This is a genomic window from Microbacterium sp. LRZ72, assembly GCF_033792225.1.
Taxonomy (GTDB): domain Bacteria; phylum Actinomycetota; class Actinomycetes; order Actinomycetales; family Microbacteriaceae; genus Microbacterium.
In genome coordinates, this window is record NZ_JANGEX010000009.1 from 13,317 (window position 1) to 27,612 (window position 14,296).

Annotated in this window: 13 protein-coding genes; 11 read left to right on the forward strand and 2 right to left on the reverse strand. The window is 71.7% G+C overall.

The window, feature by feature from the left end; genetic code table 11:
• Window positions 1–10 precede the first annotated feature (10 nt).
• Window positions 11–1,201: a class I SAM-dependent methyltransferase gene (locus tag M4I32_RS10555; RefSeq protein ID WP_319034459.1), complete on the reverse strand. Its 1,191-nt coding sequence runs from the start codon at window positions 1,199–1,201 to the stop codon at window positions 11–13.
• Window positions 1,202–1,346: 145 nt separating this feature from the next.
• On the opposite strand from M4I32_RS10555, the gene groES reads away from it, so the two are divergent.
• From groES to guaA, 10 genes are all read left to right on the forward strand, one after another.
• Complete coding sequence (gene groES / locus M4I32_RS10560) at window positions 1,347–1,643, forward strand: co-chaperone GroES (RefSeq protein ID WP_319034460.1); 297 nt, start codon at window positions 1,347–1,349, stop codon at window positions 1,641–1,643.
• Between the two features lie 92 nt (window positions 1,644–1,735).
• Window positions 1,736–2,722 (forward strand): EamA family transporter RarD, encoded by a 987-nt coding sequence (gene rarD / locus M4I32_RS10565; protein WP_319034461.1) that lies wholly within the window; start codon window positions 1,736–1,738, stop codon window positions 2,720–2,722.
• Between the two features lie 107 nt (window positions 2,723–2,829).
• On the forward strand, window positions 2,830–4,332 hold the full coding sequence (gene guaB, locus M4I32_RS10570; RefSeq protein ID WP_319034462.1) for an IMP dehydrogenase: 1,503 nt from the start codon (window positions 2,830–2,832) through the stop codon (window positions 4,330–4,332).
• A 55-nt stretch (window positions 4,333–4,387) separates the two neighbouring features.
• Window positions 4,388–5,059: a TMEM175 family protein gene (locus M4I32_RS10575; RefSeq protein ID WP_319034463.1), complete on the forward strand. Its 672-nt coding sequence runs from the start codon at window positions 4,388–4,390 to the stop codon at window positions 5,057–5,059.
• 15 nt (window positions 5,060–5,074) lie between these two features.
• The gene (locus M4I32_RS10580; RefSeq protein ID WP_319034524.1) at window positions 5,075–6,193 is read left to right on the forward strand and encodes a GuaB3 family IMP dehydrogenase-related protein; all 1,119 of its coding nucleotides are present in this window, start codon (window positions 5,075–5,077) and stop codon (window positions 6,191–6,193) included.
• Between the two features lie 100 nt (window positions 6,194–6,293).
• The gene (locus M4I32_RS10585; RefSeq protein ID WP_319034525.1) at window positions 6,294–7,124 is read left to right on the forward strand and encodes an SURF1 family cytochrome oxidase biogenesis protein; all 831 of its coding nucleotides are present in this window, start codon (window positions 6,294–6,296) and stop codon (window positions 7,122–7,124) included.
• 343 nt (window positions 7,125–7,467) lie between these two features.
• On the forward strand, window positions 7,468–7,821 hold the full coding sequence (locus M4I32_RS10590) for a metalloregulator ArsR/SmtB family transcription factor (RefSeq protein WP_319034464.1): 354 nt from the start codon (window positions 7,468–7,470) through the stop codon (window positions 7,819–7,821).
• 5 nt (window positions 7,822–7,826) lie between these two features.
• A complete protein-coding gene (locus tag M4I32_RS10595) occupies window positions 7,827–9,053 on the forward strand; it encodes an MFS transporter (protein ID WP_413466815.1) in 1,227 nt (408 codons plus the stop codon).
• Between the two features lie 186 nt (window positions 9,054–9,239).
• Window positions 9,240–9,767 carry a DUF3817 domain-containing protein gene (locus M4I32_RS10600; protein WP_319034466.1) on the forward strand — a complete coding sequence of 176 codons (528 nt, stop codon included), beginning with the start codon at window positions 9,240–9,242 and terminating at the stop codon, window positions 9,765–9,767.
• Window positions 9,764–11,347 carry a glutamine-hydrolyzing GMP synthase gene (gene guaA, locus M4I32_RS10605; RefSeq protein ID WP_319034467.1) on the forward strand — a complete coding sequence of 528 codons (1,584 nt, stop codon included), beginning with the start codon at window positions 9,764–9,766 and terminating at the stop codon, window positions 11,345–11,347. Before M4I32_RS10600 ends, guaA begins: the two co-directional genes overlap by 4 nt.
• Before the next feature lie 826 nt (window positions 11,348–12,173).
• On the opposite strand, the gene M4I32_RS10610 is transcribed toward guaA, so the two are convergent.
• A complete protein-coding gene (locus tag M4I32_RS10610) occupies window positions 12,174–13,085 on the reverse strand; it encodes a Bax inhibitor-1/YccA family protein (RefSeq protein ID WP_319034468.1) in 912 nt (303 codons plus the stop codon).
• Window positions 13,086–13,245: 160 nt separating this feature from the next.
• Between M4I32_RS10610 and M4I32_RS10615 the strand changes: the two genes are divergently transcribed.
• Window positions 13,246–14,238, forward strand: a complete 993-nt coding sequence (locus M4I32_RS10615) for a glycerophosphodiester phosphodiesterase family protein (protein WP_319034469.1) — start codon at window positions 13,246–13,248, stop codon at window positions 14,236–14,238.
• Window positions 14,239–14,296: the final 58 nt, after the last annotated feature.

A 14,296-nucleotide genomic window follows, 5' to 3' on the forward strand; every position in this document is an offset into this window, starting at 1 on the left:
GGGGCCGCGCTCAGACGCGGTCGGCGAGGATCGCCACGCGCGCCGAGCCGATGCGGGTCAGCAGCAGGGTCGCCGCCTCGTCGCCGCGCAGCCCCAGCTTCGGGCGCAGCATCGCGGGGTCGACGTCGATGCCCCGCTTCTTGATCTCGAGCGTGCCGATGCCGCGCTCGCGCAGCGCCCGCCCGAGCTTCTTCACATCGGCGGGCAGTGTCTCGCGCACCCGGAAGGTCGACACGAACGGGCTCGTCACCCCGGCATCCCCGGTCAGGTAGGCGATGCCCGGCGCCACCGGTCCCGCCTCGAGCGCGCGGGCGACGTCGCCGACGAGGCGTGCGCGGATGACCGACCCCGCGGGCTCGTGCACGAAGGCGCCCAGCTCGCGCACCGGCTCGTCGTCGGTGTCGGCGGGCGCGGTCAGCTCGTGCGCGCCATCGGCGGTCACCACCAGCGCCGCGCGGCGCACGTCGGGTCGGGCAAGGGATCCGGAGAAGAGCACGACCTCGAGCGTCGTTCCGTCGACCGTGATCCACTGCGCCTCGACGTCGTCGGGGATGAGGCCGCGGTCCAGCCCCGGGCCCAGCTTGATGCCGGCCGGGCGTTCGCGGGCGATGCGCAGCGCAACCTCGAGCGAGGGGGAGTAGTCGTCGGCGTCGGCGAGGCGCCGGGTCTCGGTGTGCCCCGCGGTGCGGCGCGCCGGGTCGAGCCAGACGGCATCCACGTCACCGAGATCGGTCTGCTCCGCGCGGCCGTGCACGACGCGGGCGGCGTCGCCGAAGGCGGCGAGGTTGTAGGCGGCGATCGCGGCGGTGACCTCGTCGGCCTCGACCGCGAGCACCCGCAGGCCGAGGCCGGCGAAACCGGTCGCGTCGCCGCCGATGCCGCAGCCGAGGTCGGCGACGGACTCGAAGCCGGCGTCGCGGAAGCGTCGCGCGTGCAGGGTCGCGACCCCGAGGCGCGTGGCCTGCTCGAGCCCCGCCCGCGTGAACAGCATCCGCTCGGCGATCTCGCCGAACTTGGCGCGGCCCCGCTCGCGCAGCCGTGCCTGGCCCACCACCGCCGAGACGAGGTCGGGGGAGTGGCCCGCCGCGCGCAGCCGGGTCACCTGCCGGGCGACATCGGCGGACGAGCGCACAGGCTCGGCCGCATCGAGCAGCCGCAGTCCCTCGGGCGTCAGCAGGGCCGTGAGTTCGGACATGTCCACCCGTTCACCCTACGGTGGCAAGGCCCACCAGCATCCGCCGAAGTTGGCACTCGCGTTGCGGGAGTGCCAGGCGTTGCCTACACTGTCAGTTAGCACTCTCACGGCGAGTTTGCTAACGAGTCTTGGATCAAGAAAGAGGTAGACCGTGACGGTTTCCATCAAGCCGCTCGAGGACCGCATCGTCATCAGCCAGGTCGAGGCCGAGCAGACGACGGCCAGTGGTCTGGTCATCCCCGACACCGCGAAGGAGAAGCCCCAGGAGGGCGAGGTCGTCGCGGTGGGCCCCGGCCGTATCGACGACAACGGCAACCGCGTTCCGCTCGACGTCTCGGTCGGCGACCGGGTGCTCTACAGCAAGTACGGCGGCACCGAGGTCAAGTTCGGCTCCGACGAGTACCTCGTGCTCTCGGCGCGCGACGTCCTCGCCGTCGTCGTTCGCTGATCGACTGACGCAAGAAGGGCCCGGATGCTTCGGCACCGGGCCCTTCGTCGTGCCCCGGCGCCGCACCCGCGAGCGCGGGCTAGCCTGAGTCGGTGACGCACGCCCCCGTTCCGCCCGCATCCGGCTCCGCGTCAGGCGGCTCGGCATCCCCCGCGCCGGATGCGGCTCGCGAGAAGGCCCTCGGCGGGGTCTACGCGTTCACGGCGTACCTGCTGTGGGGCTTTCTGCCGCTGTACTTCCTCACGCTGGCCCCGACCGGGCCGTGGGAGATCGTCGCGTGGCGCATCGTGCTCTCGCTGGTCTTCTGCGTCGTGCTGCTCAGCGTGACCCGCACGTGGCGCTCCTTCGGGCGCATCGTGCGGCAGCCGCGCCTGCTGGGGTGGACGGCCCTGGCCGGCGTCGTGATCTACGTCAACTGGCAGGTCTTCCTCGTCGCCACGCTCACCGGCCACGTGATCGAGACGAGCCTGGGCTACTTCATCAACCCGATCATCACGGTGCTGCTCGGCGTGCTCGTGCTGCGCGAGAGCCTGCGCCCGACGCAGTGGATCTCGATCGCGATCACCGCTCTCGCCGTCGGCGTCATCGTGGTCGGGTACGGCGCGTTCCCCTGGATCGCACTGACGCTGGCGTGCGCGTTCGGCGTCTACGGCCTGATCAAGAAGCAGATCGGCCCGCAGGTGGATGCCGTCAGCGGCCTCACCCTCGAATCGTTCTGGCTCATGCCGGTCGCTGTGGGGCAGCTCGTCGCGGTGTCGCTGACTACGGGGCTCACGCTCGGCTCGGCCGGACTGTCGCACGCCGTGCTGCTCTCGCTCGCGGGGGTGGCGACGGCGACCCCGCTGCTGTTCTTCGCCGCGGGGGCCCGCCGGGTGCCGCTGACGGTCATCGGGCTGCTGCAGTTCGTCGCGCCGATCCTGCAGTTCGTCACCGGCGCGTTCCTGCTCGGCGAGCCCATGCCGCTCGAGCGGTGGATCGGCTTCGCCCTCGTCTGGGTCGCCCTGACCGTGCTGAGCGTGGACTCGGTGCTCTACTCCCGGCGCCGCCGCGGCCCCTCCGACGTCGGCGCGATCACCTGAGCGCGGGCGGGAATTCCGACCGCCTGTCGGACGTAGAATCAGGGGACGGATCGGTCTTTCTCCCCGGTTACGTCGCGTCGCCCGCCCCACCCGCAGGAGGAGCCCCCATGCACGAGCACGACCCGTTCGGTTTCGTCGGTCTGACCTACGACGATGTGATGCTGCTTCCCGGCCACACCGACGTCATCCCGAGTGAGGCCGACACCTCGTCGCGCGTCACCCGCCGCATCACGGTCGCGACCCCGCTGCTGACCAGCGCGATGGACACCGTCACCGAGGCGCGCATGGCGATCGCGATCGCGCGGGAGGGCGGCATCGGCATCCTGCACCGCAATCTGTCGGTCGAGGACCAGGCGGCACAGGTCGACCGCGTCAAGCGCAGCGAGTCGGGCATGATCTCGGACCCGATCACCACGACCCCCGACACGACGGTCGACGAGGTCGACGCGCTCTGCGCGCAGTACCGCATCTCGGGCCTGCCTGTCATCGACGGCGAGGGCTATCTCGTCGGCATCGTCACCAACCGCGACATGCGCTTCGTGTCGGGCTTCGAGCGCCAGACCACGCTCGTGCGCGACGTGATGACGAGCACCGGCCTGATCACCGGCCCCGTCGGCATCAGCGCCAACGACGTGATCGCCACGTTTGCCAAGCACCGGGTCGAGAAGCTGCCCCTCGTCGACGACGCCGGCAAGCTCGCCGGGCTCATCACGATCAAGGACTTCGACAAGAGCGAGAAGTATCCGCTCGCCACCAAGGACGAGCACGGCCGCCTGCGCGTGGGGGCGGCCATCGGCTTCTTCGGCGACGCCTGGCAGCGGGCCGAGGCGCTGCGCGACGCCGGGGTCGACATGCTGGTGGTCGACACCGCCAACGGCCAGTCGGCGGGCGTCATCGACATCGTGCGCCGCATCAAGGCCGACGCCTCGTTCGAGCACATCGACATCGTCGGCGGCAACGTCGCCACCCGCGAGGGCGCGCAGGCGCTCATCGACGCCGGGGTGGATGCCGTCAAGGTCGGCGTCGGACCGGGGTCGATCTGCACCACCCGGGTGGTCGCCGGCGTGGGCGTGCCCCAGGTCACGGCCGTCTACGAGGCGTCGCTGGCCGCGCGCGAGGCGGGCGTGCCCGTCATCGCCGACGGGGGCCTGCAGTACTCCGGCGACATCGCCAAGGCGATCGTCGCGGGCGCCGACTCGGTGATGATCGGCTCGCTGTTCGCCGGCACCGACGAGTCGCCCGGCGAGGTCGTGTTCGTCAGCGGCAAGCAGTACAAGCAGTACCGGGGCATGGGGTCGCTGGGTGCCCTGCAGACCCGCGGCAAGAAGACCTCCTACTCCAAGGACCGGTACTTCCAGGCCGACGTGCCCACCGACGACAAGCTCATCCCCGAGGGCATCGAGGGTCAGGTCGCGTACCGTGGCCCGGTCTCGGCCGTCGCCTACCAGCTGGTCGGGGGCCTGCGGCAGTCGATGTTCTACGTCGGCGCCCGCACGATCGACGAGCTCAAGAGCAAGGGCCGCTTCGTGCGCATCACCGCGGCCGGACTGAAGGAGTCGCACCCCCACGACGTGCAGCTCGTGGTCGAGGCGCCGAACTACCGCCGGTAGGCGCGCGGCACACGGCGGGTAGGCGCGCAGCGGCGAGCCCCGATAGCCTGGCGCCATGCCGAGGTCCCCCAAGCCCGACGCCACCATGGCGACGACCCGCACCGAGGCCTACACCGACGCGGTCTTCGCGATCGCCGCGACCCTGCTGGTGCTCGATCTGACGGCCGACTCCATCGGCAAGATCGACAGCGACGGGCAGCTGTGGCAGGCGCTCGGCGACATGAGCCAGAACATCGTCGGCTTCGTCATCAGCTTCTGGCTGCTGAGCATGCTGTGGGTCATCCACCTGCGCCAGTTCCGCGACATCGTGCGGGTCGACACGGTGCTGCTGTGGCTGAACAACGCGCGGCTGCTGTTCATCGTGCTGATCCCGTTCACCACCAGCCTCGCGGCCGACTACTTCGACTGGTACGCGGGGCGGATGCTGCTGCCCATCAACTTCTTCTTCGCGGCGCTGTTCGGGCACCTCTCGTGGCGGTGGGCGGCATCCCGTGGCGGTCACCTGCTGCGCGACCAGCCCGAGAGCGAGACGCGTCTGGTGGGACTCGGCGGGCTCGCGGCGGTCATCTGCGGGGGCATCGCCGCCGGTGTCTCGCCGTGGATCGGCTCGTGGGGCTTTCTCGCGTACTGGTTCAGCGGGCCGATCACGACGCTGCTCGCGCGCATCACGCGCACGCCCGAGGGGCAGGACGCCGCGCCTGGGGGTGCCCCGCCGCACGCCGGGTAGGCTGGGGCGGTGACCATGGAGATCGAGGTCGGCCGCGCCAAGCGCGCTCGTCGCGCCTACACGTTCGATGACATCGCGGTGGTGCCCTCGCGCCGCACCCGCAACCCCGAGGATGTCTCGACCGCATGGTCGATCGACGCCTTCCAATTCGGCATCCCGGTGCTCGGCGCGCCGATGGACTCGGTCGTCAGCCCCCGCACGGCCATCATGCTCGGTCAGCTCGGCGGGCTCGGCGTGCTCGACCTCGAGGGTCTGTGGACGCGCTACGAGGACCCCGAGCCGCTGCTGGCCGAGATCGCCTCGCTCGATGACGGCGACGTCACGCGCCGCATGCAGGAGGCCTACGCCGAGCCGATCAAGCCGCACCTGGTCACCCAGCGCCTGGCCGAGATCCGCGAGGCCGGCGTCACCGTCGCGGGCTCGCTGACCCCGCAGCGCACACAGGACCTCTACGAGACGGTCGTGGCCGCCGGCGTCGACCTGTTCGTCATCCGGGGCACGACGGTGTCGGCCGAGCACGTCTCGTCGCAGGCCGCGCCGCTGAACCTCAAGAAGTTCATCTACGACCTCGACGTGCCCGTCATCGTCGGGGGAGCGGCGACCTACACCGCCGCCCTGCACCTCATGCGCACCGGTGCGGCGGGCGTGCTGGTCGGGTTCGGCGGCGGGGCCGCATCGACCACCCGCGTGACCCTCGGCATCCACGCCCCCATGGCGACGGCGGTCGCCGACGTCGCGGGAGCGCGCCGGGACTACCTCGACGAGTCGGGCGGACGCTACGTGCACGTCATCGCCGACGGTGGCGTCGGCACGGCGGGCGACGTGGTGAAGGCGCTCGCGATGGGGGCGGATGCCGTGATGCTCGGCGTCGCGCTGGCGCGCGCGACGGATGCACCGGGCCAGGGCTGCCACTGGGGCCCCGAGGCGCACCACCCCAAGCTGCCGCGCGGACACCGCGTGCGCGTGGATGCCGTGGGGCCGCTCGAAGAGATCCTGTACGGGCCGGCGCCGGTGGCCGACGGCACCGCCAACCTGATCGGCGCGCTGCGCAAGTCGATGGCGACGACGGGGTATTCCGACCTCAAGGAGTTCCAGCGCGTCGAGATCGTCGTGGCGCCGTACGGGCACAGATGACGTCGAGGCCAGGCCGATCGTGACCGGTCCCGAGCCCGGGGCGGATGCCGGCACGGAGCCGCGCGGCGAGCAGATCTTTCCGCCCACGCTGCGCGAGGTCATGCTGCGTCCGCGCTGGCTGGCGCTGCTGGCGCTGTCGCTGCTCGTGGCCGCCGCGTTCGCGTGGCTGGGGCAGTGGCAGCTCGACCGGGCGATCGACACCGACCCGCCGCCGCCGGGCGCGACCGAGGAGGTGCAGCCGCTCGCCGAGGTGATCGAGCCGGGCGCATACCTGCCCGAGCCCCTCGTGGGCCAGCAGGTCGAGGCGGGCGGATTCTGGGTGCCCGGCGACTTCGTCGTGATCGACTCGCGGTACAACGACGGCGTCGAGGGCTACTGGGTCACCGGCCAGCTGCGCATCGGGGAGCCCGATCCCGGGTTCACACCCGAGGACGGGTCGATCGAGCCGACGTCGCTGGCCGTGGCGATCGGGTGGGCGCCGACGCGCGCGGATGCTGAGGCCGCGGCATCCGCTCTCGACGAGCACGCCGCGGGTGCCTATGCGTCGGTCACGGGCCGGCTGATCTCGGACGAAGGACCGGGGCTGCCCCCGGCGGGCGCCGACCCGCACGTGATGACGCGGATGTCGCCGGCCGCGCTGCTCGGGGTGTGGCACGACATCGAGGGGCTCGACGTGTATCGGCCGTACCTCGCGGCGCTCGCACCCGACGCCGGCGTCGCCCCCCAGGCCGGCGTCGATCTCGACCCGATCGCGTCGTGGGCGCCCGAGGCGGCGTCGCCGGTCAACTGGCTCAATGTGTTCTACGCGATCGAGTGGGTCGTCTTCGCGGGCTTCGCCTTCTACCTCTGGTATCGCCTGGCGCGGGACGCGTGGGAGAAGGAGCTCGAAGAGCTCGAGGATGCCGAGGACGCCGAGCCGGCGGCATCCTGAGGCATCGCGCGCCCCGGCCGCGCTGCGCGCCTGCCGCGCCCTGCTGCGCCGTGCCGCGCCCTGCTGCGCCCTGCCCGGCCACGCCGCGCCCTGCTGCGCCGTGCCCTGCCCAGCCGCGTGCGGCCCCAGCCCGCCCACGCTGGCCCCACCAGCCTCGCGCGAGGACTTGCGCGCGGCGCGAGGACGATTCGGGCGCCGGAGCCCTCGTGTCGCGCGATAGTCCTCGTGTCGCGCGGCGTCGTGGATGCCGTGACCGCAGCCAGCCAGCCAGCCAGCCGGCCAGCCGGCCAGCCGCGGCCACGGTGGTTCTCCCACGTGCGTTCGTTCGTACTACTATCTACGCATGCACGCAGATACGCATCCGGATAACCTCGCGCCCGATAGTACGTACGTCGACGTGGCGGTCGAGGTGTTCCGGCTGCTCTCGGATGCGACGCGGGTGCGCATCCTGCTCGCGCTGCACGGCGGGGAGCTGTCGGTGAACAACCTGGCCGACATCGTCGATCGCCCGCCCGCCGCGGTCTCGCAGCACCTGGCCAAGCTGCGCTGGGCGCGCATGGTCGCCGTGCGGCAGGACGGCAACCGCGCGTTCTACTCGCTCGTCGACGAGCACGCCGTGCGGGTCGTGCGCGAGGCCCTGCTGCAGGCCGAGCACGCCGTCGACGATGTGCCGGCGCACCACCGCGGCGGGCAATGACCGGCCTGCTCTCGGTCCTGAGCGTCGCGCCCTACCGGCGGCTGTTCGCGGCCCAGGTGATCGCGCTGCTGGGCACCGGGCTGCTGACGGTGGCGCTGGGTCTGCTGGCCTTCGACCTGGCCGGGGCCGACGCGGGCGCCGTGCTCGGCACCGCCCTCACGATCAAGATGGTCGCCTACGTCGCCGTCGCGCCGATCGTCGCCGCCGCGGTCGACCGGCTGCCGCGCAAGGCGGTGCTGGTGGGAGCCGACGTCGTGCGCGCCGCCACCGCCCTCGGGCTGCCCTTCGTCACCGAGGTGTGGCAGGTGTACGTGCTGATCTTCGTGCTGCAGTCGGCCTCGGCCACCTTCACCCCGGCGTTCCAGTCGACGATCCCGCAGATCCTCCCCGACGAGCGCGAGTACACCAAGGCGCTTTCGCTCTCGCGGCTCGCGTACGACCTCGAGGCGATCGTCAGCCCGATGATCGCCGCCGCCCTGCTCGCGATCGTCAGCTACAGCAACCTCTTCGCGGGCACGGTGCTGGGCTTCGCGGTCTCGGCTCTGCTGGTGCTGTCGACGCGCGTGCCCGCACCAACCGCTCCACCGCCGGACTCGACGTTCTGGCGGCGCACGACCGAGGGCGTGCGGGTGTTCGCGCGCGCCCGCAGGCTGCGCTTTCTGCTGGGGATGAACTTCGTCGTCGCCGCGGGCACGGCGCTCGTGCTGGTGAACAGCGTCGTGTACGTCAAGAGCGTGCTGCAGCTCGACGACAGCGCGCTCGCGCTCACCTACGCCGCGTACGGGGGCGGGTCGCTGCTGATGGCGCTGAACGTGCCCCGCATCGTCGAGCGCTGGGGGATCATCGGCCCCATGACCACGGGAGGGCTGACGGTCGTGGCGGGGCTCGCCGCGACGCTGGTGCTCACCCTGGTGCCGGATGCCGCCGGCGCCGGCTGGCCGCTCCTGCTCGGGGCGTGGGCCGTGCTGGGGGCGGGGACCTCGCTGATCGGCACGCCCTCCGCGCGGCTGCTGCTCGCGGCATCCACGGAGCACAATCGCAGCCTCGTCTACACGGCGCAGTTCTCTCTGTCGCACGCGTGCTTCCTGATCGGGTATCCGCTCGCGGGATGGCTGGGCGCGCTCTCGCTCGCGGCGGCCGCGGCGGGTCTGCTGGGGCTGGCGGTGATCGCGGGGCTCATCGCGGTGGCCATGCTGCGCGTGGGCCGGGCGCGGGTGGGGGTGCCCTCCTGATCCGGCTGCGGATCCTCACCCGGCCGCATCGGGCCGCGCCCGCGCCCGGCAAACCAGCGTTCGCGCGAAACCGCACGCGTTGCGGTGTGTCTGGCGCGAACGGTGGTTTCTCGGCGCGCGCGGCATCCCGGCCCGAGTGCACCGACCGGGCACGGCATGCGGCCGCCCGGCGGTAGAATGGACACCATGCCCGCCCCCCGCCTCGCCTCGTTTCCGGCGATCCGCGGAGCGCTGAAGTTCTACCAGGTCGCGTCGATCATCACCGGCGTCGGGCTGCTGCTGCTCGTGGCCGAGATGATCCTCAAGTACACCCCGCTGCACCTCGAGCTCTTCGCCGGCGGGTCGGGCGGGTTCCTGTGGTTCGCGACCGTCATCGCCGGCCCCGAATGCCAGTGGTATTCGCTGTTCATCCCCGGCAGCACGACGTGCGAGATGATCTCGACCGGCGACGGCTTCAACATCTCGCTGTTCATCCTCGTGGCTCACGGCTGGTTCTACGTCGTGTACCTGTTCGCGTGCTTCCGGGTCTGGAGCCTCATGCGCTGGCCCTTCCGCCGGTTCCTGCTCCTCGCGCTCGGCGGCATCGTGCCCCTGCTGTCGTTCTTCCTCGAAGTGCGGGTCGCCCGCGAGGTGCGACGCTACCTCGCCGAACGCGAAGCCGCCGCGGCGGCCGAGGCCCCCGCATCCGCCCCCGCCCCTGAGAGCACCCGGTGACCGAAGCCACAGAGACCTCCCAACGTCCCGTCCTCGTCGTCGACTTCGGCGCCCAGTACGCGCAGCTGATCGCCCGCCGCGTGCGCGAGGCCGGCGTCTACAGCGAGATCGTGCCGCACACCGCGACGGCGGCCGAGATCGCCGCCCGCAACCCCGTGGGCCTGATCCTCTCGGGCGGACCCTCGTCGGTGTACGCCCCGGGCGCCCCGTCGCTGGATGCCGGCGTGTTCGACCTCGATGTGCCCACGCTGGGCATCTGCTACGGCTTCCAGGTGATGGCCCAGGCCCTCGGCGGCGAGGTCGCCAACACCGGCCTGCGGGAGTACGGGGCGACGGATGCCGAGGTCACCGGTGACGGCGGCGTGCTGCTCGCCGGCCAGCCGGCCGCCCAGAACGTGTGGATGAGCCACGGCGACCAGGTGTCGAAGGCGCCCGCCGGCTTCGACGTGCTCGCCTCGACCGCGGCCACGCCCGTCGCGGCGTTCGCGAGCGATGCGCGCCGCATGTACGGGCTGCAGTGGCACCCCGAGGTCAAGCACTCCGACCACGGGCAGCGCGTGATCGAGAACTTTTTGCACCGCGCCGCGGGGCTGCCGGCCGACTGGAACAGCGGCAACGTGATCGCCGAGCAGGTCGCCCGCATCCGTGACCAGGTCGGGTCGGCGCGGGTCATCTGCGGGCTCTCGGGCGGCGTCGACTCCGCCGTCGCGGCTGCCCTCGTGCACGAGGCCGTGGGCGACCAGCTCGTCTGCATCTTCGTCGACCACGGACTGCTGCGAAAGGACGAACGCGAGCAGGTCGAGAACGACTTCGTCGCCTCGACCGGCGTGCGGCTTGTGACCGTCGACGCGCGCGAGCAGTTCCTCACCGCTCTGGCGGGCGTCTCGGACCCCGAGCAGAAGCGCAAGATCATCGGCCGCGAGTTCATCCGCTCGTTCGAGGCCGCCGAGCGCGACCTCGTCGCCGAGGCCGCCGCCGACGGCGCGCCCATCCGCTTCCTCGTGCAGGGCACGCTGTATCCGGATGTCGTGGAATCCGGCGGCGGCACCGGTGCCGCCAACATCAAGTCTCATCACAACGTCGGCGGCCTGCCCGAGGACCTGCAGTTCGAGCTCGTCGAGCCGCTGCGCACCCTGTTCAAGGACGAGGTGCGCGCGATCGGCCGCGAGCTGGGCCTGCCCGAGGTGATCGTCGGGCGGCAGCCGTTTCCGGGGCCCGGCCTCGGCATCCGGATCGTCGGTGAGGTCACCGCTGACCGCCTCGAGATCCTGCGTGACGCCGACGCCATCGCCCGCGAGGAGCTGACCCGCGCGGGCCTGGATGCCGAGATCTGGCAGTGCCCCGTCGTGCTGCTCGCCGACGTGCGTTCGGTGGGCGTGCAGGGCGACGGACGCACGTATGGGCACCCCATCGTGCTGCGGCCGGTGTCGTCGGAGGACGCCATGACCGCGGACTGGACGCGCCTGCCCTACGACGTGCTGTCGCGGATCTCGAACCGCATCACGAACGAGGTGCGCGAGGTCAACCGGGTCGTGCTCGACGTCACGTCGAAGCCGCCGGGGACGATCGAGTGGGAGTGAGGCTCGGGGGTTGCGGGCTTCGCGATTCGCCCTCCCGAGTCAAGAACGGGGACCCCTACCCCGATTGGCTCGGGCGGGACATCCCTCCGCCCTCGCCCGCGGGCGGTGTAGCGGTGCGCGTCGGCGAGTTGTCACTCCGCCCTCGCCGCGGCGTTCCGCTGTCGCACATCGACGGTGATCGGCGTCGTGCCCCGCGGTTTGTGACAGCCGAACGGCGGATGGGCGGCTACATGGCAGGGGTACCGGCAGGCCCGCCCATCCCCGACATGACGAAGGGGCTGCCCCGACGCCCGGGGCATCCGCGGCCGGCGAGCACAATTCAGGCTGGACGCTGAGCCGGCGGGGTCGGACCCCGTGTTTGCGGGGCGGCGGCTAGCCCTCGCGTGCGGATGTCCTGAGTTGTGGTCGCCTGTGCCGGCGCACCGCGGCCTGATCGGGAGCGCCGACGTGTATCCGGGCGGGAGCCTGGCCTCTCCTGGCCGCGTGCACCGTTCATCCGACGCACATTGCGGGTGCCCAGCATCCTGACCCGCATTCTGCGACGGATGAGCGGCGGACACGTCGACGTGCTGGTGCATGTGGGCGCGACCCGCGCCCGCACGCACGGTTCCGCTGTCGCAAACGGCGCGTGATCGGCGGCATGAGCCGCGATTCGCGACAGCGGAGCGGAGGAGGGGGCGCCACGAGGGCGCGCGAGGGCCGGCGACGGCCCGCGACGGCGCGCAACGGCCGGCGACGGCGCGCAACGGCCCGCGCACAGCCCGCCCCGAACACGACGAAGGGGCCGCCCCGCAGGACGACCCCTTCGATAGAGCGGATGCCGCGGCTACTCGCCGCCGCGCGCGATCGCGATGATGCGCAGGATCTCGACGTACAGCCACACGACCGTGACCATGATGCCGAAGGCCCCGAGCCAGCCGTACTTGCGGGGGGCGCCGTTGCGCACGCCGCGCTGGATCGAGTCGAAGTCGAGCACCAGCGAGTAGGCCGCCATGATGACGACGAAGACGCCGATGAGCACGCCCCACGGGATGCCGAACAGCGGGCTCGGCTCGCTGCGCAGGCCGAAGGCGCTGTCGGAGACGCCGGTCCACATCAGCACCACGTTCAGCAGCGAGAAGACCAGGTAGCCGATCATCGCGATCATGAAGATCTTGGTGGCCTTCTTCGACGCGCGGATCTTTCCGCTCGCGAACAGGGCCAGCGTCACGCCGACGACGGCGAGGGTGCCGAGCGTGGCCTGGATCACGATGCCCGGCCAGATGAACTCGAAGAACGCCGAGATTCCACCGACGAAGAGGCCCTCGAAGGCCGCGTACGCGGCGATGAGCGGAGCGCTCGGCTGCTTCTTGAAGATGTTGACCAGCGCGAGCACGAACCCGCCGAGCGCGCCGATGATCAGCGGCAGCATGTTCGGGTTCGGGTTGTCGACGGTGACGCTCGACATGGTCCAGACCCAGCCGCCGACGGCGACGGCGAGCAGGATCGCGAAGAGCCCGAGGGTCTTCAGTACGGTGTCTTCGACCGACATGCGGTCGGTCTCGCGCGACCCGGCGGCGGGCGCGGTGTACATGCCCTCCATCTGCGCCTGGGATGCGACATCCACCCCCGCACGCGACGCGGCGCCGGCCTGCGCGGACCCGCCGATGCCGGCGGCCTTCGAGCCGCCCGGATAGGTCTGCACGGCGCGCGGGTCCTGGAACGCCGAGCTGTTGAACGCGGGGTTGTTGAAGGCCATGGCCTCGTCACACTCCAAGTCGTCGGGTGCACCGCTGAACAACGGTGTACAACCAAGGGTATCCGACGGCCGGCGCCGGCGACACGGTGTCCGCTGTGAGGAGACTATGAGCGGATGCTCGTCGACCCGCCGTTCACGCGCCCCGGCTACGGTTGCGGGCATGACACCGCCTCGCCCCCTCGTGATCGGCCATCGCGGGGCGCCCGGCTACCGCCCCGAGCACAGCCGCGCCGCGTACGAGCTCGCCGTGCGCATGGGGGTGGATGCCGTGGAGCCCGACCTGGTCGTCAGCCGCGACGGCGTGCTCGTCGTGCGCCACGAGAACGAGATCTCGGGCACGACGGATGTGGCGGATCGCCCCGAGTTCGCCGACCGGCGCACCACCAAGACGGTCGACGGCGAACGCCTGACCGGGTGGTTCACCGAGGACTTCACGTGGGCGGAGCTGTCGACCCTGCGCTGCCGGGAGCGGCTGCCGAGAATCCGCCCGCACAGCGCCGCGTTCGATGACCGGCAGCCCGTGCTGCGCCTGGCCGACGTGATCGACCTCGTCGCCGCCGCGGCGGGGGAGCGACCGGTCGGGCTGGTGCTCGAGGTCAAGCACCCGACATACTTCGCCGCGCTGGGCCACGACATGGCGGCGCTGATCGAGGCGGAGCTGGCCCGCGCGCGCTGGCACGGCTCGCTCGTGATCGAGTCCTTCGAGCAGACGGTGCTCGCGCAGCTGCGGGGCCGCGGCATCCGCGCCTCGTTCGTGTATCTGATCGATGCGGCGGGCGCCCCCGCCGACCTCGTCGCACGCGAGGGGGATGCCGCCGCCACCTACCGCGACACCGTCTCGCCCGCGGGGCTCGATGCGCTGGCCGGCGAGGTGGACGGCATCAGCGTGCACCGGCGGCTGATCCTCGATCCGCGCCGGGCGGGGCGCGAGCCGGGCGAATCCGTGGTGGACGACGCGCACGCGCGCGGCCTGCAGGTGTACACGTGGACCTGCCGCCCCGAGAACGTCTTTCTGCGACGGGAGTATCGCGGAAAGGGCGGCGCATCGGCGTTCGGCGACTACGAGGGGGAGTGGGGCGTCATCCGCGACGCGGGGGTCGACGGCGTCTTCGTCGACCACGCCGACCTGGGCGTGGCGTTCTTCCGGGGCTGAGGCGCGGCGTGTCTGGGGTCGGCGCCGCGCGGTCTCGGGCCTCGGCGATGCGCCCGGC